Genomic DNA, 22,914 nt, shown 5'->3' on the forward strand with positions numbered 1-22,914 from the left:
AATGCCAAAAATGAAAACACACCGCGGCGCTGCAAAGCGCTTCAAGAAAACTGGATCTGGTAAACTGAAGCGTTCACACGCTTATACTAGTCACTTATTCGCGAATAAATCTACAAAAGCAAAGCGCAAGCTTCGCAAATCATCACTTGTATCAAAAGGTGATTTCAAGCGCATCCGTCATTTGTTAGACAACATTAAGTAAACTCGAGCGATCGATTTATATAGGAGGGAATTTACATGCCACGTGTAAAAGGCGGTACAGTTACGCGCAAGCGTCGTAAAAAAGTCATCAAATTAGCAAAAGGTTATTTCGGTTCCAAACATACATTATACAAAGTTGCTAACCAGCAAGTCATGAAGTCCCTGATGTATGCATACCGCGATCGTCGCCAGAAGAAGCGCGATTTCCGCAAGCTTTGGATTGCGCGTATTAACGCAGCAGCACGCATGAACGGTCTTTCTTACAGCCGTATGATGCACGGCTTGAAGCTTGCAGGCATCGAAGTAAACCGTAAGATGCTTGCTGAACTGGCTGTAAGCGATGCGAACGCATTTGCCCAGCTTGCAGAAACAGCAAAAAAGCAATTCAATAAGTAATGAAGGACGGACCATTCTCGCCTGAGGGTGGTTTTTTCTTATCCAGGGGAGACTGAAAATATGCGGATGTGGGGATTGGTTGGAGTTTGGGTGCTCATGAATGCCGGAGGCTATTTTATCATGGGGGCAGACAAGCGCCGGGCACGGAAGAATCTTTATAGAATAGAAGAAAAGACGCTCTGGATGGTGGCTGCTTTTGGCGGGGCCCTGGGAGCGTCAGTTGGGATGAACCATTACCGGCATAAGACGAAGCATCCCCAGTTCAAATATGGGTTCCCGGTCCTTGCTGTCATGGAAACAGCCATGTTCATTTACCTTTTATACAAGCTTTCAGCATAAAATAAACGCCCGGTTCGGGCGTTTTTTGCAATAAAGTCTCAATGAATAGGGTGGATGGGGTTTTTTCAGATGTGCGGCAATGGCTGCACTGTAAATGATTCCCTTTATTCCGGACATCTATCCAATGTCAGAAGTTTCCGTAATACTGGCAAATGCCCGATCGAGGCAATGATTGCCCTTATTGTTCCGGAGTGTTTTTTTCCATGAATTCCTTGACAGGACTTTTCCAGTCGATTTTCGCTACTGGATAATCTTCACGAATCTTTCGTTCAATGAATTGGAAATCCTCGAAAACAAGGCCTTTCAAGGCAGAAGTTTTCCGCGGCCAGATGAAGATTGAAACGACCTCAAACGCTGATGGCGTAGTCCCCAAATACTTTTCCCCCTCAAATAAAACGCCCTTATAGGTCAGAAGAAAATTCTTGCGAACATTATCCTTTTCATCCAGAAAGTAATACTGCTTTTTTTCATGCGCTAGCTCAAGCTTCCTTTTCGGATGGAACAAATATTTAACTGCACTATATATGATGAAGATAAATAACAGTAAGATAATCAAACGAAACAGCAGGATCATGTCTGGCCCTCCATATACGTACTTTCCTTATTTTACGGACCAGTCCCAAAATAGTTTCATCAAAATCCCGATTGATTTATAATTTTTATAAATACATGGGGATTAAGGAGGAAACATGAAGACAGAAAAGCTTTTTATGATGCAAAAAGAGCTGGACAGCCACATTCAATCACTGCATGGGCTGGCTGGAGAGGATTTGTTCGACCGAAAAGTGCTTGCTCTGCTTGTGGAAGCCGGGGAGCTGGCGAACGAAACACGATGCTTCAAGTTTTGGAGTATGAAGCCTTCTTCGGAAAAAACAATCATCCTTGAGGAATTTGTTGATGGGATCCATTTCATTCTTTCGCTGGGAATCGAAGCAGGATTTGATGGAATTAAGGAAATTACGAATGAAGTACCCGCTGGGATGGATGCGAGCAGCCAGTTTCTTGAGGTGTATGCAGCGATCCAAAGATTTAGGTCGAGCAGGTCGAAAGAGGACTATCAGCATCTTTTCAAACACTATTTGGAACTGGCTGAAATCCTTGGGCTGAAAGACTCGGAAATTGAACAGGCATATATTGAAAAAAATGAAGTGAATTATGATCGGCAGAAAAATGGATATTAACAGAATTTTTTGTGCGCTACCAGAAAATCTTGTATAATGGGAACGAAACTACATATTGAGGGAGTCGAAATAATGGCAAAATTAGATGAAACACTGACCATGCTGAAAGACTTAACAGATGCTAAAGGCATTCCCGGCAATGAGCGTGAGCCGAGGGAAGTAATGAAAAAATACATAACACCATTTGCTGACGAGGTGACAACTGACGGACTTGGCAGCCTTGTCGCAAAGAAAGTCGGAAATGAAAATGGACCGAAGATCATGGTCGCAGGCCACCTGGATGAGGTCGGATTCATGGTCACCAGCATTGATGACAAAGGATTCCTTCGCTTCCAGACAGTTGGGGGATGGTGGTCACAGGTCATGCTCGCACAGCGAGTGACGGTTGTGACACGCAATGGGGAAATCACTGGAGTGATCGGTTCAAAACCGCCTCATATCCTTCCAGCCGAAGCCCGCAAGAAGCCGGTTGACATCAAGGATATGTTCATCGATATCGGTGCTTCAAGCCGTGACGAAGCGAAAGAATGGGGGGTGCGTCCTGGCGATATGGTCGTTCCTTACTTTGAATTCACCGTCATGAACAATGAAAAAATGCTGCTTGCAAAAGCGTGGGATAACCGGATTGGCTGTGCAATCGCAATCGATGTCCTGAAGCAATTGAAGGATGCCGAGCACCCGAACGTTGTGTACGGTGTCGGTACCGTACAGGAGGAAGTCGGCCTCCGCGGCGCGAAAACCTCCGCGCAAATGATCGAACCTGACATTGCGTTCGGCGTTGATGTTGGCATCGCGGGCGATACTCCAGGCGTAACGGAAAAAGAAGCATTGAGCAAAATGGGCGATGGCCCGCAAATCATCATTTATGATGCCTCAATGGTATCCCATAAAGGCTTGCGTGACTTCGTGACAGACTTGGCCGATGAATTGAACATCCCATACCAGTTTGACGCAGTCCCTGGGGGCGGAACAGATTCAGGTTCCATCCATTTGACGCATAGAGGCGTTCCCGCATTATCGATCACCATCGCGACCCGCTATATCCATTCACATGCAGCGATGCTGCACCGCGATGATTATGAAAACGCGGTAAAGCTGATTGTTGAAGTCATTAAACGACTGGATAAAGAAACAGTTGATAAAATTACTTACGAATAATTTATAAGAAGGGAGGCTGTCCCAAAAGGTCATTAATTTTTGATCTTTTGACAGTCCCTTTCTTTTTTTGATGAAAAAGGATGGATTCTCCTGAATAACCCCACCCAATAGGTGGATTTTCTTCAGCTTATCTACTCTATGATGGTTGGGGAGCCTAAGGGGGAAAGTTCAGGTAGCATTGGATTGTGAATTCGCTTCAACAACCTGCGTACAATGAAAGAACTCCCGGGGGAAATCCGGAAGTCCAGAGAATTCTCAGCCGCCATTCAGTCCAGCCTCGAGGACTGTCAGCATTTCGTCCTTTTCATCTTCAGAAGCATTACGCCAGATGATTTCAAATAACACTCCCAGGCCAGGAAGCATTTTTTCTTCGCCATTTTCAATCGCGTCAACGATCGTTTCTCTTAATTCTTGCTGGGTATTTCCGCTAACGTTTGATAGGATTGCCTTCCGAAGGTTTAGATTCATCGTTCACACATGCTCCTTTCAAAATTCCATTCCTGCTAATAGGATGGACTATTTAGGTTTTATTATGTATCCGTTTCACGCTATAATAAGAAAATTGAATTGCAAAAAAAAAGGAGTTGCCGGTGTTGAAGTACATTCACTCTGATAAAAATCCACAGGTCAAGCAATGGAAGAAGCTGAAGATACGAAAGGAGCGGGATAAGACTGGTACTTTCCTGGTTGAAGGATTCCACCTTGTCGAAGAAGCTCTTTCTAGAAAAGATGACTTGGGAGAAATCATTTTAAGCGAAAAAGCGGAATTGCCGCCAGGCTGGGATTACGGTGATATCCCGGTTACAATCGTGACAGAAGAAATCAGCCGGCAGCTTGCCGAAACGGAAACCACGCAGGGGGTATTCGCTGTATGCCGCCAGCCGGACTATTTGGAACAGGATTGGAAGACGTTATTGCTGATTGACTCCGTCCAGGACCCTGGGAATCTTGGAACGATGATTCGGACGGCCGATGCGGCGGGAATCGATGCGGTGGTGGTCGGAAAAGGAAGCGTCGATATTTACAATCCGAAAGTATTGCGTTCAGCTCAAGGAAGCCATTTTCATCTTCCTGTCCTTGCAGGGGACCTGTTCGCATGGATGGAACAACTGGCTGCGAAAAACATCCCCGTATATGGAACTGCCCTGGAAAACGGCGTTTCTTTTACAGAGGCCGAGCATGGAACTGCATTCGCCCTGATTGTCGGCAATGAAGGAAGCGGGGTTAATAAGAATTTGCTTGAGCAGACAACCCATAACCTCTATATTCCGATTTATGGGAAAAGCGAATCTCTGAATGTCGCAGTTGCGGCTGGAATTTTGCTTTATTTTTTGAAAACCGGAAAATAGGTTTTTATCGAAAATGATTTGATACTGACTGTAGTTTAGATTATAATAAAGAGTAAAAATAATATTTAAAGACGATGACGGAGAAAAGTAGCTTGAAACTGGCCATCAAGGGAGAGAATGCCAATGACTGGAAGCATTTTTATGGAACAGCCAAGCGAAGTTCACCTCCTGAGTTGGCATCGGGACCGCTCCCTCAGAGCGTAAAGATGCACCGGCACATGCCGTTATCACAATGAAGCGAACAAGTGATACATAATCGTATCGCCTGTTAAAAAGGGTGGTACCGCGAAACCAGACCTCGTCCCTTTACCCGGGATGAGGTCTTTTTGTGTGCAAAAAACATGTGGAAAAGAAGGAGGATCTACAATGCAGGATCGATTGAAAGAACTGCAGGCGGAAGCGCTTGAAAAAGTAGCTGCTGCTGCTGACCTAAAAGAATTGAATGAGATTCGTGTTTCCTATCTTGGGAAAAAGGGTCCGATCACTGAAGTGCTGAAGGGAATGGGCAAGCTGTCCCCTGAAGAAAGGCCAAAGATGGGCGCGCTCGCGAATGAAGTCCGCGATGCGATTTCCGGAGAAATCGAAGCGAGGCAAAAAGATCTCGAAGAAGCAGCAGTCCAAAAACAGCTGGCTGCCGAACAGATTGATGTCACGCTTCCGGGAAGGCCTGTGAAGTCAGGGAACCACCATCCGCTTACAAGCATTATCGAAGAGATTGAGGATCTTTTCATCGGCATGGGATATTCAGTGGAAGAAGGCCCTGAGGTAGAGAAGGATTACTACAACTTCGAAGCTCTTAACCTTCCCAAGGGACACCCAGCTCGCGATATGCAGGATTCATTCTATATCTCTGAAGAAACACTGATGAGGACTCATACTTCCCCAGTACAGGCAAGGACGATGGAAAAGCACCAGGGAAAAGGTCCAGTCAAAATCATCTGCCCTGGCAAGGTATACCGCCGCGATAACGATGACGCTACCCATTCCCATCAGTTCATGCAAATCGAAGGCCTTGTCGTCGATGAAAATATCCGCTTGAGCGACCTTAAGGGGACACTTGAGGTATTTGCGAAGAAAATGTTCGGCGAGGACCGCGAGATCAGGCTGCGCCCTAGCTTCTTCCCATTCACCGAACCATCCGTAGAAATGGATATTTCCTGTAAAATTTGCAGTGGATCAGGCTGCAGTGTCTGCAAAGGAACTGGCTGGATCGAAATCCTCGGAGCTGGGATGGTTCACCCGAATGTCCTTGAAATGGCAGGATATGACTCCAAGAAATACACCGGATTCGCATTCGGAATGGGGCCGGAGCGAATTGCGATGCTGAAGTACGGTGTCGACGATATCCGACACTTCTACACGAATGATATCCGGTTCTTAAAGCAATTTTCAATCCAGGAATAATGACGAGGAGGGCACATAACCATGTTGGTATCATATAAATGGCTGCAGGAATACGTGGATCTCTCAGGCAACCCCGCGGAGGAACTAGCAGAGAAAATCACGAAAAGCGGCATAGAGGTTGAAGGAGTAGACAAATTAGACGAAGGCTTGAGCGGGGTGGTCGTCGGCCACGTCATCGAATGCGAAAAGCACCCTAATGCGGAAAAGCTGAACAAGACACTTGTCGATCTTGGCAATGGGGATCCCGTGCAAATCATTTGCGGCGCGCCGAATGTCGCAAAAGGACAAAAGGTAGCCGTGGCCACAGTTGGAGCTGTCCTGCCTGGGAATTTCAAGATCAAGAAGGCGAAGCTTCGCGGTGAAGAATCGAACGGGATGATCTGTTCGCTTCAGGAACTCGGAATCGAAGGAAAGCTTGCTCCAAAGGAATATGCGGAAGGGATTTTCGTGTTCCCAGGTGATACGGAAATCGGCCAGGATGCCCTTGCGCTCCTGAATCGCGATGATGAAGTGCTTGAGCTTGGGCTTACTCCCAACCGGGCAGATTGTTTGAGCATGCTCGGTGTTGCTTACGAAGTCGGCGCGATTCTCGGGAAAAATGTCAACCTTCCAAAACCTAAGCCGGAAACCTCATCCGAGCAGGCAGGAGACTATATCAAGTTGACAGTGGAGGCGAAAGAAGACAATCCGTTATACGTTGCGAAGGTGATCAAGAACGTCAAGGTAGGCCAGTCACCGCTTTGGATGCAAACAAGGCTGATTGCGGCTGGCATCCGCCCGCACAACAATATTGTGGATATCACCAATTATATTCTGCTGGAATATGGCCAGCCGCTTCATGCGTTCGATTACAACAAACTCGGCTCCAAGGAAATCCTTGTCCGCCGCGCGAACGATGGCGAAGTGATCGAAACGCTTGATGATGTGAAACGGCCACTGACGCCTGAACATCTCGTCATCACGAACGGTTCATCACCGGTTGCCCTCGCAGGCGTAATGGGCGGAGCAAATTCCGAGGTGGACAGCGATACGACAACCGTATTGCTGGAATCAGCTTATTTCACGGGCGGCGCGATCCGCAAAGCATCCAGGGACCATGGATTGAGAAGCGAAGCAAGTGCAAGATACGAAAAAGGCGTTGACCCGGCAAGAGTCCGCCCTGCTGCAGAACGTGCCGCTGAACTGATGATCCAGCTAGCAGGCGGTGAAGTGCTTGGCGGAACGGTTGAAGCTGATTCACTTCATATCCAGCCGGCAACTGTATCTGTAACGCTAGGAAAAATCAACAAGATTTTGGGAACTGAACTGGAAATGAAGCAGGTCGAAGAAATTTTTGCCCGCCTGCAATTCGAAACAGCGGTGGATCACGATACAATTACCGTGACAGTTCCAACACGCCGTGGCGATATCACGATTGAGGAAGATTTAATCGAAGAAGTTGGCCGGCTTTATGGCTACGACAATCTGCCGACAACCCTGCCCGTTGGAGCATCGGCCCCTGGCCATCTTTCTGAGTACCAGAAAAAGCGCCGGACTGTACGCCGATACATGGAAGGGGCCGGCCTTTACCAGGCAGTCACCTATTCACTCACAAGCGTTGATAAAGCAGCGCAATATGCATTGGAAAATCGAGAGCCTGTTGAGCTTGCAATGCCGATGAGTGAAGACCGCAGCATCCTGCGCCTGAGCATCGTCCCTCAGCTGCTGGAAGTGCTGAAATACAATCTGGCCCGCCAGAATGACAGTGTTGCAGTATATGAAACGGGTGCCGTGTTCCTGAAGAATGGAGGAGACGAGCTTCCTGAAGAGCGAGAACATCTTGCCGCGGCAATTACTGGCCTCTGGGAAAGCCATCCGTGGCAAGGAGAGAAAAAGCCAGTTGATTTCTACGTCCTAAAAGGGATTGTTGAAGGTCTTTATGGCAAACTAGGACTTGAAAGCCGCCTTGGCTTCCAAAAGGCAGGCATGGAAGGAATGCATCCTGGGCGCACAGCTGAAATCCTGCTCGATGGAAAGATGATTGGCTTCATCGGCCAAGTCCATCCAACTGTCCAGAAGACATTGGACTTGAAAGAAACCTATGTTTTTGAACTTTCGCTGAAAGCACTCCTTGAGGCAGAAACCGCTCCGCTGCAGTACACACCTATTCCGCGCTTCCCGTCGGTTACAAGGGATATCGCGCTAGTTGTAGAAAAGGAAGCAGCCGCCGGTGACCTGAAAAAGGTGATCACAGAAGCTGGGGGCAAGCTGCTGAAGGACATACAGGTATTCGACCTATATGAGGGAGAGAAAATGGAGCCAGGCAAGAAGTCGATTGCCTTCTCGCTCAAATACTTTGATCCAGACAAGACATTGACGGATGAAGACATTGCAAAAGCCCATAATAAAGTGCTTAAGGCACTTGAAGAAAAAGCCGGAGCAGTGTTGAGAGGTTAAGATAGGAAAAAGGCAGCCCGCGGGCTGCCTTTATTTAATATCTAAAAAGGGTTTGTGATGGCTTCGTTCGGCCCCCTTTTTCGGGGGTAATTTTCCATATTTTTACTCGTCTTTCCGCTGCGCACTGCTTTTTAGGGATATAAATCCAGTGAGTCATTCTAAAATTCATCCCCAGACGCATGGATTCGATGATTTTTTGTTGCAATCCCGCAAACTGGAAAAAATAAAGAACTTATTCCAGTCAAGATGGGAGTGGTTATACCTTGGCAATCTTTTTTGCCTTTTCTGTATTGGCAAAATGCAGCTTGACGAAATGTGGAAGTGCGTCAATGCCTTTTTCGAGGATCAGCCTGGCTGCGGCTTTGTCGACGGATGCCCCCGCTCCTTTAGGTATCCTGAATCCCGCCTGCCTGCTAAGGTTCTCGAAATGCTGGACGAATGCATAGCGGGCGATCATGGATGCGGCGGCGACACCGAGATGGATACTTTCCGCTTTCGTGCTGAACAGGACGTTTTCCCGCATGATATTTTTCTGCCCTCTCAGATGGGCGTAGTAAATTTCTTCTTTTGCGAACTGGTCAATAAGGATGACTTCGGGCTTTTCCGGCGCGATTTTTTCCAGCACGTGATTGATGGCCTGATTATGGAGCAATGCTTTTATCTTCCCCTGTGACATTCCTTTCGCCTGCATGTCGTTATACTTCTCATTATGCAATGTCAGCAGGCTGTACGGCAGGAATGTTACGAGCTGCCTGGCGATTTGGATGATTTTATCATCCTTCAGGTTTTTAGAATCCTGGACCCCAAGTTCCTTCAGGATCGGGATATCTTTTCTGCGGACAAAGGCAGCTACCACTGTGATGGGACCGAAATAGTCGCCAGTGCCGACTTCATCCGAGCCGATGATCGACATTTCGCCGATGTTGCTCGGAAGGTGCGATGGAGATGGAGGCGCTGCCGATTCCTTTGCTTTGGCAACGTTCGCCATGCCCCATTTAGCAGCTTCCGCTTCGCCGTCCTTTCCCTGGAATAGCACCTTGCCAGATTTGTAGGCAGTAATGGCACAGGTAGCGGTTTTGGCTGCAAAAAGACTTCCGGGAGGAAATTTATCGGTCAAAAACCGATGATAATGATCCTTCATCGCTTTGATTTCTTCCAAGCTTTTTTGCAGTACGATATTTCCCATTTCTTTGCACTTCCTGTTCTCTGTAAAAGTTTCATATCCATACATATTATTCCATTTTTTCGCTGCTAAAACAGGCAAACACTTTCCTGTACTTTATGTTTCATGTTATAGTATAAAATAGGATTCTTATGAATGGGGGCATAAATGTTGTCAGACACAAAAAAAAACCGGTCGACTGTGGATATATATGGACAGCAGTATGTCATAGTCGGTACAGAAAGCAACAGCCATATCCGGCTCATTGCCTCGATGGTAGACGATAAAATGAGAGAAATCAGCTCAGCGAATCCTTCACTTGATATTAACAAATTAGCCGTTTTGACTGCCGTGAACGCAGTGAATGATTACATAAAAATGAAAGATCGCGTTGAAATGCTTGAAGCGGAAATCAAAAGGATAAAGGACTGAACATACGCATGCTTGACCTGGCAATTTTAGCTATTTTGCTCATTGGTTTCATTATAGGACTGAAGAGGGGATTCATCCTCCAGTCCATCCATCTCGCTGGATTCATCATTGCCTTCGCGGTGGCTTATATATACTATGACCAATTGGCGCCGAAGCTGACATTGTGGATCCCGTATCCGAATTTCGGCGGTGACAATGGCAATTTGAATCTATTATTCGAAAATGGCAACATGGAAGCAGCGTATTACAGGGCAATCGCATTTGCAGCCATCTTTTTTGCGGTTAAAATCCTGCTTCAGATCATCGGTTCAATGCTCGATTTCGTTTCGCATCTTCCCGTCCTGCGCCAGTTGAATGTCTGGGCCGGAGGGGCTTTAGGGTTTATCGAAGTCTATTTGATCCTTTTCATCGTTCTTTACATTGCAGCCTTGCTGCCAATCCATGAGATTCAGGGCCCACTGAATGATTCCATCCTGGCTGAGGCCATCGTGAAAAACACACCGATTTTCTCCCATCAGATCCAGCAGCTATGGATCGAATATATCGCTGCATAACTTCTCTGCAAAGGAGAAGTTTTTCTGTCTTTACAGAAGGCTTTCTAGCAAGATGGTTGTTTTATGCTGTGGAAACACCTTCACAAGAAACCTCGCACTCCTGCTCCCCGCCAGATTGCGATTTTCTTCACAGCAGCGCCCGTTTTCTATAGAATAGAATACAATGACCAGATTTAGATAAAAAGGCAGGTGGCATTATGTCAGCCAATAAAAAAGAGATCATCCAATTGCTAGAGACAATTGCGATTTACATGGAGTTGAAAGGAGAAAATCCGTTCAAGGTTTCAGCATTCCGAAAAGCGGCTGCTGCTTTGGAAAGCGATGAACGAAGCATGGCGGAGATTGGTGACCTGACCGAACTGAAAGGCATAGGGAAAGGCACTGCCGCTGTCATCATGGAATACATGGATAGAGGAAAATCAACTGAACTTGAGGAACTTCAGGAAGAAGTCCCTAGCGGATTGATTCCGCTTCTCCAGCTTCCGGGCCTTGGCGGCAAAAAGATTGCCAAGCTGTACAAAGAACTGGGAGTAGAAAACATCGCAGACCTTGAAGAAGCCGCTCAAACTGGGAAAATCAGTGAATTGGCGGGCTTTGGCAAAAAGTCCGAAGAGAAAATACTCGCTGCAATCGAGAATTTTGGCAAACGGCCGGAACGTCTGCCCCTATCCTTTATGCTTCCTGTCGCAGAAACCATTGAAGCCTATCTTCAAAAGATCGAAGCGATCAAAGAATATTCGAGAGCAGGAAGCCTTCGCAGGATGCGGGAAACAATCAAGGACCTCGACTTCATCATTTCCACCACCAATCCTTCTGCCGTAAAGGAAGAATTGGCTAAACTCCCGGATATTAAAGAGACAATCGCAGCTGGGGATACAAAGGTGTCTGTCACGCTGGGCCTAGGATATGATGTGAATGTGGATTTCCGGCTTGTTTCACCGGAAGAATTTGTTACCGCTCTTCACCATTTTACCGGTTCAAAGGAACACAATGTCAGGATGAGGCAGCTGGCAAAGGAAAAAGAAGAAAAAATAAGCGAATATGGTGTTGAGGACATGGAGACAGGCGGCATCAAGACATTTGCATCAGAGCGGGAATTCTATCGTCATTTCGGCCTTCCGTTCATCCCTCCCGAGCTTCGTGAGGATGGAACCGAGATTGAACTGTATGATGAAGGCTTAGGACTTGTGACGCTTGAAGCAATCAAAGGAGATCTCCATATGCATTCGACCTGGAGCGATGGCGGCCATTCAATCGAAGAAATGGCAAACGAATGCATCGCAAGAGGATATAAATATATGGCGATCACAGACCATTCCCGGTATTTAAGGGTAGCGAACGGGCTGACACCAGAACGTTTGCGAAAGCAGATTGAAGAAGTGAAGGAATTGAATAAAAACTATGAAGATTTCACGATCCTAACCGGGATAGAGATGGATATATTGCCCGATGGCAGCCTTGACTTCGAAGATGACTTGCTTGCAGAATTGGATTTGGTGATAGCGTCCATTCATTCTTCTTTTTCACAGCCTGAGGATAAAATAATGAAACGCCTGAAAACGGCTTTGGTGAATGCCAATGTCGATATCATTGCCCATCCGACAGGACGTCTGATTGGCAGGCGTGAGGGTTATCCTGTCGATATTGATATGCTGATTGAGCTTGCCAAAGAGACGAATACCGCCCTTGAACTGAATGCCAATCCGCACAGGCTCGATCTCGCATCCGAACATTTGCGCAAAGCTCAGGAAGCAGGGGTGAAGATTGCCATCAACACGGACGCACATAAAGTAGATACATTGGAGCATATGGAAATCGGTGTTACAGCTGCTAGGAAGGGCTGGATCAGGGAATCTTCTGTCCTCAATGCACTGGAGTTGGATCGATTGCTCGATTTCTTGCACGGGCGGAATGCGTAACGATAACCTTCGAATGAGCAGAAGGAGGAAATTTTGTGCATCAAAGAGTCATGAAAACATTGGAATTTCATAAAGTAAGGGACCAGCTCGTTGAACATACATCTTCCCCGCTAGGGAGGGAAAAAGCGCAAAAGCTTGCACCATCAGTTGATTTTGCCGAAGTTTCACGCCTCCAGGAAGAAACAGATGAAGCTGTGAAAGTTTTAAGGCTGAAGGGAAATGTACCTCTGGGAGGCATCCATGACATCAGGCCGCATGTGAAGAGGGCTCAGATTGGCGGTACACTCAGCCCTTTGGAACTTGTGCAGGTGGCAAGCACGATCCATGCCAGTCGGCAGATGAGAAGGTTCATCGAAGACCTTCAAGGGGAGACCGAAGTGCCAATCCTGGCGGGCTATGCAGAAGGGATCACAGTCCTTGCCAGCTTGGAGGAAGCAATCAGGAATGCGGTAGATGAAGGCGGTGAAGTGCTTGATGGAGCCAGTGATACCCTTAGGTCGCTCCGTCAGCAGATGAGGGCCAGGGAAGCAAGAGTGCGGGAAAAGCTTGAAGGCATGATTCGTTCTTCCAATGCTCAGAAAATGCTTTCCGATGCCATCATCACCATCAGGAATGACCGGTTTGTCATCCCTGTTAAACAGGAATATCGAGGACATTATGGTGGCATCATCCATGACCAGAGTTCATCAGGGCAGACGCTGTTCATCGAGCCGCAGGCAATCGTCCAGTTGAATAATGAATTGCAGAGCATCAGGGTCAATGAGCAGCAGGAAATCGAAAGGATCCTATCGGAACTGTCTTCCTTGACTGCGGATCACTATGACAATCTTCGTGAAATTGTCATGATTCTCGCGGAACTTGACTTTATGTTCGCAAAGGCAAGGTACGGAAGCAGGATAAAAGGCTCCAAGCCAATCGTGAATGCCGAAGGCCGGATCAGTTTGATCAAAGCCCGCCATCCGTTGATCCCGATCGATGAAGTAGTGGCGAATACCATAGAGCTTGGGAAGGAGTACACAACAATCGTCATTACCGGACCGAATACCGGCGGAAAGACGGTCACTTTGAAAACTGTAGGCCTGTGCACCTTGATGGCGCAGGCGGGTTTGCAGATTCCTGCGCTTGATGGCTCTGAAGTGGCTGTATTCGATTCCGTGTTTGCCGACATAGGCGATGAGCAGTCGATTGAGCAAAGCTTAAGTACCTTCTCATCGCATATGGTCAATATCGTTGAGATTCTGAATCACGTGAACAATAGAAGCCTTGTTCTTTTTGATGAGCTCGGTGCCGGAACTGATCCCCAGGAAGGTGCGGCATTAGCCATCTCGATTTTGGACGAGGTTTATTCCCGGGGAGCAAGGGTCATAGCCACAACACATTATCCTGAACTGAAGGCATACGGCTACAATCGCGAAGGAGTCATCAATGCAAGTGTCGAATTCAATGTCGAGACGCTGAGCCCAACATATAAACTGCTGATAGGAGTGCCAGGGCGAAGCAACGCATTTGAAATTTCCAAGCGTCTTGGTTTGAAGGAATCGGTGATCGAAACAGCTAAATCATATATTGGCACAGACAGCAATGAAGTCGAGAACATGATTGCATCCCTTGAAGAGAGCAGAAGACAGGCGGAAAGGGATCGTGAAGAAGCCAGTGAGCTGCTGAAGGATGCGGAAAAGCTGCATAAAGATTTGCAAAAGCAGACTGCAGCCTATTATGAGAAGAAAGAAGAACTGACAGAGAAGGCAAAAGAAAAAGCTGCTGTCATTGTTGAAAAAGCAAAGGAAGAAGCGGAGGAAGTCATCCGAGAGCTCCGAAGGCTGAGACTTGAAAAAGGAGCGGAAATCAAAGAGCATGAACTGATTGAAGCGAAACGGCGACTCGGGGAAGCAGCACCTGAGCTGACACGGGCGAAAAAAGGCAGCAAGGCGAAGGCCGGCGACAGGCATCCATTCAAGCCAGGGGATGAAGTCAAAGTGCTTACTTTCGATCAGAAGGGACATTTGCTTGAACGTATTTCAGACGGCGAGTGGCATGTGCAGATTGGTATATTGAAAATGAAGGTCAAAGAAAAAGACATGGAATTTATCAATACGCCAAAGCCGATGGAAACGAAACCAATGGCAACGGTCAAAGGGAAGGACTTTCATGTCTCACTTGAGCTGGACTTGAGAGGAGAGCGTTACGAGGATGCGATCATGAGGGTTGAAAAGTATATTGACGATGCTTTGCTTGCCGGATACCCGCGTGTCAGCATCATTCACGGAAAGGGAACAGGAGCCCTAAGGCAAGGTGTCCAGGAATACTTAAGGAATCATCGTTCAGTGAAAAAAATCCGGTTTGGCGATGCGGGTGAAGGCGGCACTGGTGTAACAGTAGTCGAATTCAAGTAATCTGAATGCGAGGTTAGCCCGAATCGGCTGGGGGATAGCTTCAAATAATGACAGGGAGAATGGGTATGAATCATTTCTGGGAAAATGAATTTGTTGTGACAGCCGGATATTACAGCGTAGCGATCCTTTGCATGGTTGTATTCCTGGCAGTATTCGAGGCAGTGACGAAATACCGGAATTGGGATGAGATTAAAAATGGCAACTTATCTGTAGCGATGGCAACAGGAGGAAAAATCTTTGGTGTAGCCAATATTTTCCGCCATTCCATCAACCAGCATGACTCTCTGCTTACGATGATCAGCTGGGGGGTTTTCGGCTTTGTGCTGCTGTTGGCAGGTTATTTTATTTTTGAATTCCTGACGCCAAAGTTCAACATTGACAAAGAGATAGAGAACGATAACCGTGCTGTTGGCTTCATTTCTATGGTGATATCAGCCGGACTTTCCTATATCATCGGTGCAGGGATCTAGCAGGAGGATGAAAACGGATGGAAACATTGGCAAAAGTATTGCTTATCCTTTGCGGGGTGTTCCTGATTGTAGGAATCATATATATAGTGTTTTTTGCATGATCAGGCCGCCAGCCAATGGCGGCTTTCTTTTTTATGCCGGCGGCGGCTGTTTGCCGGTGAAAAACAAAGTTGGAAGCAGATTCCAGAAACGGGTAGGCAGGAATGCACGCCCAGGGAAGGAAAGCAAGCCAGCTTCACTAAAGCTTCCAGCTTGCGGAAAATCGATTCTGATTGTCATGGTTAGGACTGTATATTATAATGAACAATAACAAAGAATTTTCAAAAAATTTAAACAAGGAGGTTTTAGGATGGTGGAAACAAAGCCATGGCTATCACAATATCCACCGGAAATACCAGCTACATTGAATCTAGAGGAAGCAACAGTCCAGAATTATCTGAAGCAGACAGCTGAAAAGTATCCGGACAAAACCGCAATCCATTTCATGGGTAAGGAATTGACCTACAGGCAGGTATACAATTACGCAAAAAAATTGGGAGCTTATCTCCAGTCCATTGGGATCCAAAAAGGGGACCGGGTTGCCATCATGCTTCCAAACACTCCCCAGTCTATCATCAGCTATTATGGCATCCTGATGGCAGGGGGAATAGTGGTCCAGACAAACCCTCTTTACATGGAGCGGGAGCTGGAATACCAAATGAAGGATTCAGGCGCGAAGGCCATTATCACACTGGATATCCTGTTCCCCAGGGTATCGAAAGTCATCCCAAAAACAGACATTCAAAATGTGATTGTAACCGCAATCAAAGATTATCTGCCTTTTCCGAAAAGCTTTGTGTATCCCTTCATTCAGAAAAAGCAATATGGAATCATCGTGAATGTGAAGCATGAAGGACAGAATCATCTGTTCACAGAAATCATGAAGCAGCCTGCTTCCGAGATCAAGGAATATGACTATAATTTTGAAGAAGATTTGGCATTACTCCAATACACAGGGGGAACAACCGGTTTTCCGAAGGGTGTCATGCTGACACATAAGAATCTTATCGCGAATGCTGCGATGTGCAATGCCTGGTTGTACAAGTGCAAGCCAGGGGAAGAAACGGTACTGGGCATATTGCCATTTTTCCATGTATATGGGATGACGGCAGTTTTGATCCTGGCCGTCATGCAAGGTCAGAAAATAGTCCTTCTGCCGAAATTCGATCCGGAAACGACCCTGAAGACGATTCAGAAACAGAAACCTACATTGTTCCCTGGTGCACCAACAATCTATATCGGTTTGCTCAACCATCCGGACATAAAAAAATATGATCTCTCTTCCATCGAGTCATGTATAAGCGGTTCAGCCCCACTGCCAGCAGAGGTTCAGGAACAGTTCGAGGAAATCACAGGTGGAAAGCTTGTAGAGGGATATGGACTCACTGAATCATCACCTGTCACCCATGCTAATTTCCTGTGGGATAAAAAGAGGGTGAAAGGAAGCATCGGGGTACCATGGCCTGACACAGACTCGGCAATCCTCTCACTGGAAACAGGGGAGCCTCTGCCTCAAGGGGAAGTCGGCGAAGTGGCGGTCAAAGGTCCCCAGGTCATGAAGGGATATTGGAACAGGCCTGAGGAAACAGCGATGGTCCTGAAGGACGGATGGCTTTTGACAGGCGATCTTGGCTACATGGATGAAGAAGGATATTTTTACATCGTTGACCGAAAAAAAGATATGATCATTGCTGGAGGATATAATATTTATCCGCGTGAAATCGAAGAAGTGCTGTATGAGCATCCTGCTATCCAGGAAGCAGTTGCAGCGGGGATACCGGATCCATACAGAGGAGAGACCGTCAAGGCATATGTGGTGCTGAAGGAAGGCTTTGAAGTGACCGAAAAGGAACTTGACGAGTATGCTCGCAAACACCTTGCAGCCTACAAGGTTCCGAGATTGTATGAATTCCGGAAAGAATTGCCGAAGACTGCGGTCGGTAAAATATTGAGAAGAGCACTTGTCGACGAAGAAAAAGCAAAAATACAGGATGAACAGCAAAAGCGAGCTTAATAAAAAGCCGTTCAACATCGGCTCTTTCTTTTTGACTGATCAGGCTTGTCCGGGAACACATTTCCTTGACAGAAATGTGGGCGGATACTATTATTAAAATATGAATGATGATTCATTCAGTTATCTTTTGCAGACAAAGATCGCGAACGGGAGTGTGCCACTACAGCAACTACATGCTTGCGCTTTTCCTGGATCGAGGGGGGAGAAAATGAAGAAAAACCGGCCGAAATACCGGCAAATCATTGATGCGGCAGTTGTCACAATTGCTGAGAACGGCTACCACCAGGCTCAAGTATCCAAAATCGCCAAGCAGGCTGGAGTGGCTGATGGTACCATTTATTTGTATTTTAAAAACAAGGAAGACATCTTGATCTCCCTGTTCCAGGAGAAAATGGGTTCCTTCGTGGAGAAGATCGAAGAAAAAATTGCAGGAAAAGAAACAGCAACGGAGAAATTATACATGTTGGTGGAAACGCATTTTAAAATGCTTTCCGAGGACCGGCACCTTGCGATTGTAACCCAGCTGGAACTTAGGCAATCAAACAAGGACTTGCGCCTTAAAATCAATGAGGTGCTAAAGGGCTATTTGATGCTGATTGACAGAATCATTTTGGAAGGCATAGAGAATAGGGAATTTTCCAGCTCCCTTGATTTGCGTCTTGCAAGGCAAATGATTTTTGGTACGGTGGATGAAACTGTCACTTCATGGGTCATGAATGAACAGAAATTCGATCTTCCTGCCCAGGCAAAAGCAGTCCACCAGCTATTGATCCACGGTTGTGGCTGCCAGGAAAGCAAACCGGTCCTTTAATGTAAAAGGAGGGGAAAATGTGGAATATCTAAAATGGTCTTCAGAGGACAGGATCGCGACGGTCACCATTGCCCGTCCGCCGGCGAATGCCCTTTCTTCAGGCTTGTTGAAGGAGCTGTCGTCCGTCCTGGATGAAATCGAAAGCGATCAGGATATGAGAGTCGTCCTGATCAAGGGTGAAGGAAGGTTTTTCTCAGCGGGAGCTGATATCAAGGAATTCACGACAATTAAAACAGGGGAAGATTTCGCGAAGCTTGCAGAGTATGGACAAGAATTATTCGAACGCATGGAACATTACCCGAAACCGATCATTGCTGCGATCCATGGGGCGGCTCTCGGAGGCGGACTGGAATTGGCAATGGCTTGCCACTTTCGACTTGTCTCAGAAAATGCTAAACTAGGATTGCCGGAACTTCAGCTTGGACTTGTTCCTGGCTTTGCGGGCAGCCAGCGTCTTCCAAGGTATGTAGGCGTAGCAAGGGCGGCAGAAATGCTGTTCGCAAGCGATCCGATCAGCGGAGTGGAGGCAGTCCAGTATGGATTGGCCAATCATGCATACCCTGACGAACAATTGCTTGAAAACGCATACAAGCTTGCAGGTAAAATAGCAAAGAAAAGCCCTGTTTCCATCGGAGCAGCGATCAAACTCCTGAATCATTCAAAAACAGAATCGTTTTACAAGGGAGTAAAAGAAGAAGCGCAGTTGTTCGGGAAGGTTTTCCTGTCAGAGGACGGACAGGAAGGTATCCAGGCGTTCCTTGAAAAAAGAGAGCCTGATTTCAAGGGCAGGTAAGCAATCTTTTTTGTCAAGAGTTTTTTTAATCTTTCGAACAGCTTAAATGTTTGAATTCTTAGGAGGGGAAAAGATGAATATCTACGTATTAATGAAGAGGACATTTGATACAGAAGAGAAAATCGCGATCTCGAATGGCAAGATCAATGAGGATGGTGCCGAATTCATCATCAATCCTTATGACGAGTATGCAATCGAAGAAGCCATCCAGGTAAAAGATGCGCACGGTGGAGAAGTCACTGTCATTTCCGTTGGCGGAGAAGAAGCGGAAAAACAGCTTCGCACCGCCCTTGCAATGGGAGCAGACAAGGCAGTGCTCATCAATACGGAAGATGATCTCGAAGAAGGAGACCAGTTCACAACAGCAAAAATCCTAGCCGAGTACTTGAAGGATAAAGATGCGGACCTGATCCTTGGCGGCAATGTCGCAATTGATGGCGGATCTGGCCAGGTAGGGCCCCGTGTCGCTGACCAGCTTGGAATTCCTTATGTAACGACCATTACAAAGCTTGAAATCAATGGCAGCACGGCAGTGATCACCAGGGATGTGGAAGGGGATTCAGAAGTGATAGAGACAAGCCTTCCAGTCCTTGTCACAGCCCAGCAGGGCCTGAACGAACCACGTTATCCATCACTTCCAGGGATCATGAAGGCAAAGAAAAAGCCTCTGGAAGAGCTAGAGCTTGACGATATGGACCTGGATGAAGATGAAGTGGAACCAAAAACTAAGACAATCGAAATTTACCTTCCGCCAAAGAAAGAGGCTGGAAAGGTTCTTGAAGGAGAACTTGCCGACCAGGTGAAGGAGCTTGTTAACCTGTTGCATACTGAAGCGAAAGTCATTTAATACGTTGAAGACCGAATATAAAAGCAGGAGGTAAATCTAATGGCGAGAAAAGTATTGGTATTGGGAGAAGCTCGTGACGGTTCCCTTAGGAACGTTACGTTTGAAGCGCTGGCTGCAGCTAAGACTGTTGCTGATGGCGGAGAAGTAGTCGGAGTCCTGATCGGTGACTCAGTAAGTTCCCTTGGAAATGAGTTATACCAGTATGGGGCTGACAGGGTTGTGGCAGTTGAGGATGCAAAACTGGCCCAGTATACTCCGGATGGCTATTCACAGGCATTGATGGCCGTGATCGAGCAGGAGAATCCTGAGGGGCTGATTTTCGGCCATACAAGCATGGGAAAGGACCTTTCGCCGAAAATCGCGAGCAAATTGAATTCAGGTCTCGTTTCGGATGCTATAGCAGTTGAAGCGGAGGGAGGAAACCTTGTATTCACTAGGCCGATTTACTCCGGAAAGGCGTTCGAGAAGAAAATAGTCACGGACGGAATCATTTTCGCGACAATTCGTCCAAACAATATCGCTCCTCTGGAGAAAGATGAAAGCCGTTCAGGAGAAGTCGCTTCTGTTTCCGCTGATATCAAGGATTTAAGGACAATCATTAAAGACGTTGTACGCAAGGCAAGCGAAGGAGTCGACCTTTCAGAAGCCAAGGTCATTGTCGCTGGGGGACGCGGCGTGAAAAGTGCCGAAGGTTTCGATCCTCTTAAAGAGCTTGCGGATGTCCTTGGCGGAGCGGTTGGTGCTTCGCGCGGAGCTTGTGACGCAGATTATTGCGATTACTCATTGCAGATCGGACAGACAGGCAAGGTTGTCACACCTGACCTCTACATCGCTGCCGGCATTTCCGGAGCGATCCAGCACTTGGCGGGAATGTCGAATTCAAAAGTAATCGTCGCCATCAATAAAGATCCGGAAGCTAATATCTTTAAAGTGGCAGACTACGGAATTGTCGGGGACTTATTTGAAGTCATACCGATGTTGACTGAAGAATTCAAAAAGCTGAAAGTACATGCATAATCAAAGAACGGGCGTCCGGAACGCCCGTTTTTTATGTGAAAATCAAAGGAATATTAGGTTCGAGAAAGGGTAAATTACAAGTGGAGCAAAAAAATAGCATGTATTGGTAAACGGTGATATACTGTCGTTATCATGGAAGATTTATTCTAGGAGGCATTCAAATGGCAATCACAAATGCTACAGATCAAACATTCAATACCGAAACGCAATCAGGTGTAGTCCTGGTTGACTTCTGGGCACCTTGGTGCGGACCTTGTAAGATGATCGCTCCTGTTCTGGAGGAACTGGATGCGGAAATGGGCGACAAAGTGAAAATCGTCAAGCTTGATGTTGACGACAACCAGGAAACCGCTGCAAAATATGGCGTCATGAGCATCCCGACTTTACTTGTTTTCAAAGACGGTGAAGTTGTAGATAAAGTAATCGGCTTCCAGCCAAAAGAAGCTCTTGCAGGCAGACTTCAAAACCACCTGTAATCAGGACTCCACCCCGTCTTCAAAAAGAAGGCGGGTTTTTTTGTTTTTATCCAAGTTAAGATCTGCCTTGATTTATGAATACCTGGTTGTTGAAGAGGAAATCAACAGATAATTTAGTGTAGCTTCCTTTTTGATTAATTGTTCATCAGTTTGCCATACTTAAGTTTTCTATACGGTTGACAGTGATAATCATTCTCGTCTATAATGGCAATTGTCAATGAAAATCATTATCAACTAAAATATCAAATCTACATAGGGGGATATACCAAGATGAAAAAATGGCACCTAAAAAGCATTTTCGCAAGTTTCCTAATGGCGGGCGCAGTTTTGACAGCATGCAGCAGCGCTGATGAATCATCGGAGAAACCAAAGGAAGAGAAGCAGGTTGAAAAAGAAGGAAAAACCGGGGATACGAAAGAAGCTAAAGTCGAAGACACAGCCGCTGCTAAACAAGTAGGCGTTTTCAACGAAATGAAAACGGAACTTGAAAAAGCTAAAGAAGACAAGGAAGTTGATTGGGATGTTGTCCAGCAAAAATATGATGCGGGACTTCAAAAAGAAGTTGCTGAACTGATCCCTGAAGCTGATCAGGCGATCCAAGCAGCAATCGCTGCAGGAAAAAACGGTGAAATGGAACCAATCGTTGCTATCCAGCTAGTGGACAAAACAATTCAATCTTATTTCTACCAGAGCCAGAAAGCACTTCAGAAAGAAGCAGCAGCAGCCCTGGAAGAGGATAAAAAAGATGAAGCCAATGCAGCGTTCATCCAGGTGAAGCACCTTGCAGAACAGGTGTTCATCCCAACTGCAGAAAAGCGTGATACCTATTACGAGCTTAGTGGCGATGCCAGCATCGCTGAAAACATTCATTCCGGATTGTCAGCCCAGGAGGAAGCATTGAACGCAGGAAATGCCGAGGACTTCCAGGTTTATTTACAAGTATCGGATAAATCGATTTATAGAAGCTATTATTTAGCGGCGAAGTCATATGCTGAAAAGATTGAAGCTGCAGCCAAAGAAGGCAAGGAAAAAGAAGAATTGACCATCATGCAGGCAGAAGCATGGGGCTTCCTGCAGGCAATCAAGGGCTCATTAGGCGGTGGAGATGAGGCGGCAGCCGCACAGCTGGACAAAACCTTCACGTTGAATGAGACTGATCCGGAAACAATCAAATCAGCGGAAACAAATGCTCTATTCAGTAAAGCGATTGCCGGAAAAATCAAAGGTTATTATGAAAACGCACCAAAATTGCTTGCAGCAGACAATGCAGTCGAAGCCAAAGTAGGAGCGATGGAAGGGAACATGTTCCTGAAAATGCTTCAAAGCCAGCTGACAGAGAAGCTGGGTGAAGAAAAGGCAAACAGTGTATTCGCGGATGCCGAAGCATGGTACAATGCGATCGCTGAAAGCAAAACAGATGAAGCGAAAGCGAAAGGGGAAACTGTGATCACAGCAGTCGACCAGTTGCTGAAATAAGGGATGGTGAGCCGCAGGGATGCGGCTTTTATTGTGCATTTGCCAGT

24 protein-coding genes and 1 other annotated feature are annotated in these 22,914 nt (G+C 46.6%); of the genes, 21 read left to right on the forward strand and 3 right to left on the reverse strand.

The genetic code is table 11. From position 1 onward, the window contains the following. The first annotated feature begins 1 nt into the window (after position 1). From rpmI to JJQ88_RS06765, 3 genes are read left to right on the forward strand one after another with little or no spacing between them, the layout of a single operon-like run. Positions 2 to 202 (forward strand): 50S ribosomal protein L35, encoded by a 201-nt coding sequence (gene rpmI, locus JJQ88_RS06755; protein ID WP_071460336.1) that lies wholly within the window; start codon positions 2 to 4, stop codon positions 200 to 202. 35 nt (positions 203 to 237) lie between these two features. Continuing rightward, complete coding sequence (gene rplT / locus JJQ88_RS06760) at positions 238 to 597, forward strand: 50S ribosomal protein L20 (protein WP_210364967.1); 360 nt, start codon at positions 238 to 240, stop codon at positions 595 to 597. A 60-nt stretch (positions 598 to 657) separates the two neighbouring features. Further along, positions 658 to 936, forward strand: coding sequence for a DUF1294 domain-containing protein (locus JJQ88_RS06765; RefSeq protein ID WP_481748282.1), 279 nt, complete (start codon positions 658 to 660; stop codon positions 934 to 936). A gap of 178 nt (positions 937 to 1,114) precedes the next feature. On the opposite strand, the gene JJQ88_RS06770 is transcribed toward JJQ88_RS06765, so the two are convergent. Further along, on the reverse strand, positions 1,115 to 1,510 hold the full coding sequence (locus JJQ88_RS06770; protein ID WP_210364968.1) for a sigma-w pathway protein ysdB: 396 nt from the start codon (positions 1,508 to 1,510) through the stop codon (positions 1,115 to 1,117). Positions 1,511 to 1,625: 115 nt separating this feature from the next. Between JJQ88_RS06770 and JJQ88_RS06775 the strand changes: the two genes are divergently transcribed. Together JJQ88_RS06775 and JJQ88_RS06780 are read left to right on the forward strand one after the other, a co-directional pair. Further along, complete coding sequence (locus tag JJQ88_RS06775; RefSeq protein WP_210364969.1) at positions 1,626 to 2,117, forward strand: dUTP diphosphatase; 492 nt, start codon at positions 1,626 to 1,628, stop codon at positions 2,115 to 2,117. A 72-nt stretch (positions 2,118 to 2,189) separates the two neighbouring features. Further along, the gene (locus JJQ88_RS06780) at positions 2,190 to 3,275 is read left to right on the forward strand and encodes a M42 family metallopeptidase (RefSeq protein ID WP_210364970.1); all 1,086 of its coding nucleotides are present in this window, start codon (positions 2,190 to 2,192) and stop codon (positions 3,273 to 3,275) included. A 255-nt stretch (positions 3,276 to 3,530) separates the two neighbouring features. On the opposite strand, the gene sspI is transcribed toward JJQ88_RS06780, so the two are convergent. Continuing rightward, positions 3,531 to 3,743, reverse strand: coding sequence for a small acid-soluble spore protein SspI (gene sspI, locus JJQ88_RS06785; protein ID WP_210364971.1), 213 nt, complete (start codon positions 3,741 to 3,743; stop codon positions 3,531 to 3,533). Positions 3,744 to 3,868: 125 nt separating this feature from the next. Between sspI and JJQ88_RS06790 the strand changes: the two genes are divergently transcribed. The 3 genes from JJQ88_RS06790 (at position 3,869) to pheT (ending at position 8,464) form a co-directional block, all read left to right on the forward strand. After that, positions 3,869 to 4,624 carry a TrmH family RNA methyltransferase gene (locus JJQ88_RS06790; RefSeq protein ID WP_210364972.1) on the forward strand — a complete coding sequence of 252 codons (756 nt, stop codon included), beginning with the start codon at positions 3,869 to 3,871 and terminating at the stop codon, positions 4,622 to 4,624. 65 nt (positions 4,625 to 4,689) lie between these two features. Beyond that, positions 4,690 to 4,933: a binding site (T-box leader), on the forward strand. A 57-nt stretch (positions 4,934 to 4,990) separates the two neighbouring features. After that, complete coding sequence (gene pheS / locus JJQ88_RS06795) at positions 4,991 to 6,028, forward strand: phenylalanine--tRNA ligase subunit alpha (RefSeq protein WP_210364973.1); 1,038 nt, start codon at positions 4,991 to 4,993, stop codon at positions 6,026 to 6,028. A gap of 21 nt (positions 6,029 to 6,049) precedes the next feature. Next, on the forward strand, positions 6,050 to 8,464 hold the full coding sequence (pheT, locus tag JJQ88_RS06800; RefSeq protein ID WP_210364974.1) for a phenylalanine--tRNA ligase subunit beta: 2,415 nt from the start codon (positions 6,050 to 6,052) through the stop codon (positions 8,462 to 8,464). Between the two features lie 256 nt (positions 8,465 to 8,720). On the opposite strand, the gene rnhC is transcribed toward pheT, so the two are convergent. Beyond that, the gene (gene rnhC / locus JJQ88_RS06805) at positions 8,721 to 9,650 is read right to left on the reverse strand and encodes a ribonuclease HIII (RefSeq protein ID WP_210364975.1); all 930 of its coding nucleotides are present in this window, start codon (positions 9,648 to 9,650) and stop codon (positions 8,721 to 8,723) included. 147 nt (positions 9,651 to 9,797) lie between these two features. Here rnhC and zapA point away from each other — a divergent pair, with 147 nt between their 5' ends. The 13 genes from zapA (at position 9,798) to JJQ88_RS06870 (ending at position 22,867) form a co-directional block, all read left to right on the forward strand. Further along, on the forward strand, positions 9,798 to 10,058 hold the full coding sequence (zapA, locus tag JJQ88_RS06810; RefSeq protein WP_210364976.1) for a cell division protein ZapA: 261 nt from the start codon (positions 9,798 to 9,800) through the stop codon (positions 10,056 to 10,058). 8 nt (positions 10,059 to 10,066) lie between these two features. After that, a complete protein-coding gene (locus tag JJQ88_RS06815) occupies positions 10,067 to 10,612 on the forward strand; it encodes a CvpA family protein (RefSeq protein WP_210364977.1) in 546 nt (181 codons plus the stop codon). 197 nt (positions 10,613 to 10,809) lie between these two features. Then, a complete protein-coding gene (polX, locus tag JJQ88_RS06820) occupies positions 10,810 to 12,531 on the forward strand; it encodes a DNA polymerase/3'-5' exonuclease PolX (RefSeq protein WP_210364978.1) in 1,722 nt (573 codons plus the stop codon). Positions 12,532 to 12,566: 35 nt separating this feature from the next. Then, entirely contained in the window at positions 12,567 to 14,924 is a 2,358-nt protein-coding gene (locus JJQ88_RS06825) for an endonuclease MutS2 (RefSeq protein WP_210364979.1), read from the forward strand. Between the two features lie 65 nt (positions 14,925 to 14,989). Next, a complete protein-coding gene (locus JJQ88_RS06830; protein ID WP_210364980.1) occupies positions 14,990 to 15,394 on the forward strand; it encodes a DUF350 domain-containing protein in 405 nt (134 codons plus the stop codon). 7 nt (positions 15,395 to 15,401) lie between these two features. Continuing rightward, a complete protein-coding gene (locus JJQ88_RS06835; protein ID WP_210364981.1) occupies positions 15,402 to 15,704 on the forward strand; it encodes a hypothetical protein in 303 nt (100 codons plus the stop codon). A gap of 39 nt (positions 15,705 to 15,743) precedes the next feature. Beyond that, on the forward strand, positions 15,744 to 17,447 hold the full coding sequence (locus tag JJQ88_RS06840) for a long-chain-fatty-acid--CoA ligase (RefSeq protein ID WP_210364982.1): 1,704 nt from the start codon (positions 15,744 to 15,746) through the stop codon (positions 17,445 to 17,447). Between the two features lie 208 nt (positions 17,448 to 17,655). Continuing rightward, positions 17,656 to 18,258: a TetR/AcrR family transcriptional regulator gene (locus JJQ88_RS06845; protein WP_210364983.1), complete on the forward strand. Its 603-nt coding sequence runs from the start codon at positions 17,656 to 17,658 to the stop codon at positions 18,256 to 18,258. Positions 18,259 to 18,277: 19 nt separating this feature from the next. Next, positions 18,278 to 19,051, forward strand: coding sequence for an enoyl-CoA hydratase (locus tag JJQ88_RS06850; RefSeq protein WP_210364984.1), 774 nt, complete (start codon positions 18,278 to 18,280; stop codon positions 19,049 to 19,051). Between the two features lie 73 nt (positions 19,052 to 19,124). After that, the gene (locus JJQ88_RS06855; protein ID WP_210364985.1) at positions 19,125 to 19,898 is read left to right on the forward strand and encodes an electron transfer flavoprotein subunit beta/FixA family protein; all 774 of its coding nucleotides are present in this window, start codon (positions 19,125 to 19,127) and stop codon (positions 19,896 to 19,898) included. 39 nt (positions 19,899 to 19,937) lie between these two features. Next, positions 19,938 to 20,915 carry an electron transfer flavoprotein subunit alpha/FixB family protein gene (locus tag JJQ88_RS06860; RefSeq protein WP_210364986.1) on the forward strand — a complete coding sequence of 326 codons (978 nt, stop codon included), beginning with the start codon at positions 19,938 to 19,940 and terminating at the stop codon, positions 20,913 to 20,915. Positions 20,916 to 21,076: 161 nt separating this feature from the next. Continuing rightward, a complete protein-coding gene (gene trxA, locus JJQ88_RS06865; protein WP_210364987.1) occupies positions 21,077 to 21,391 on the forward strand; it encodes a thioredoxin in 315 nt (104 codons plus the stop codon). 270 nt (positions 21,392 to 21,661) lie between these two features. Then, positions 21,662 to 22,867, forward strand: coding sequence for a hypothetical protein (locus JJQ88_RS06870; protein WP_210364988.1), 1,206 nt, complete (start codon positions 21,662 to 21,664; stop codon positions 22,865 to 22,867). Positions 22,868 to 22,914 lie beyond the last annotated feature (47 nt).

It is taken from the genome of Bacillus sp. REN3 (assembly GCF_017912555.1).
Classification (GTDB): Bacteria; Bacillota; Bacilli; order Bacillales; family Cytobacillaceae; genus Mesobacillus.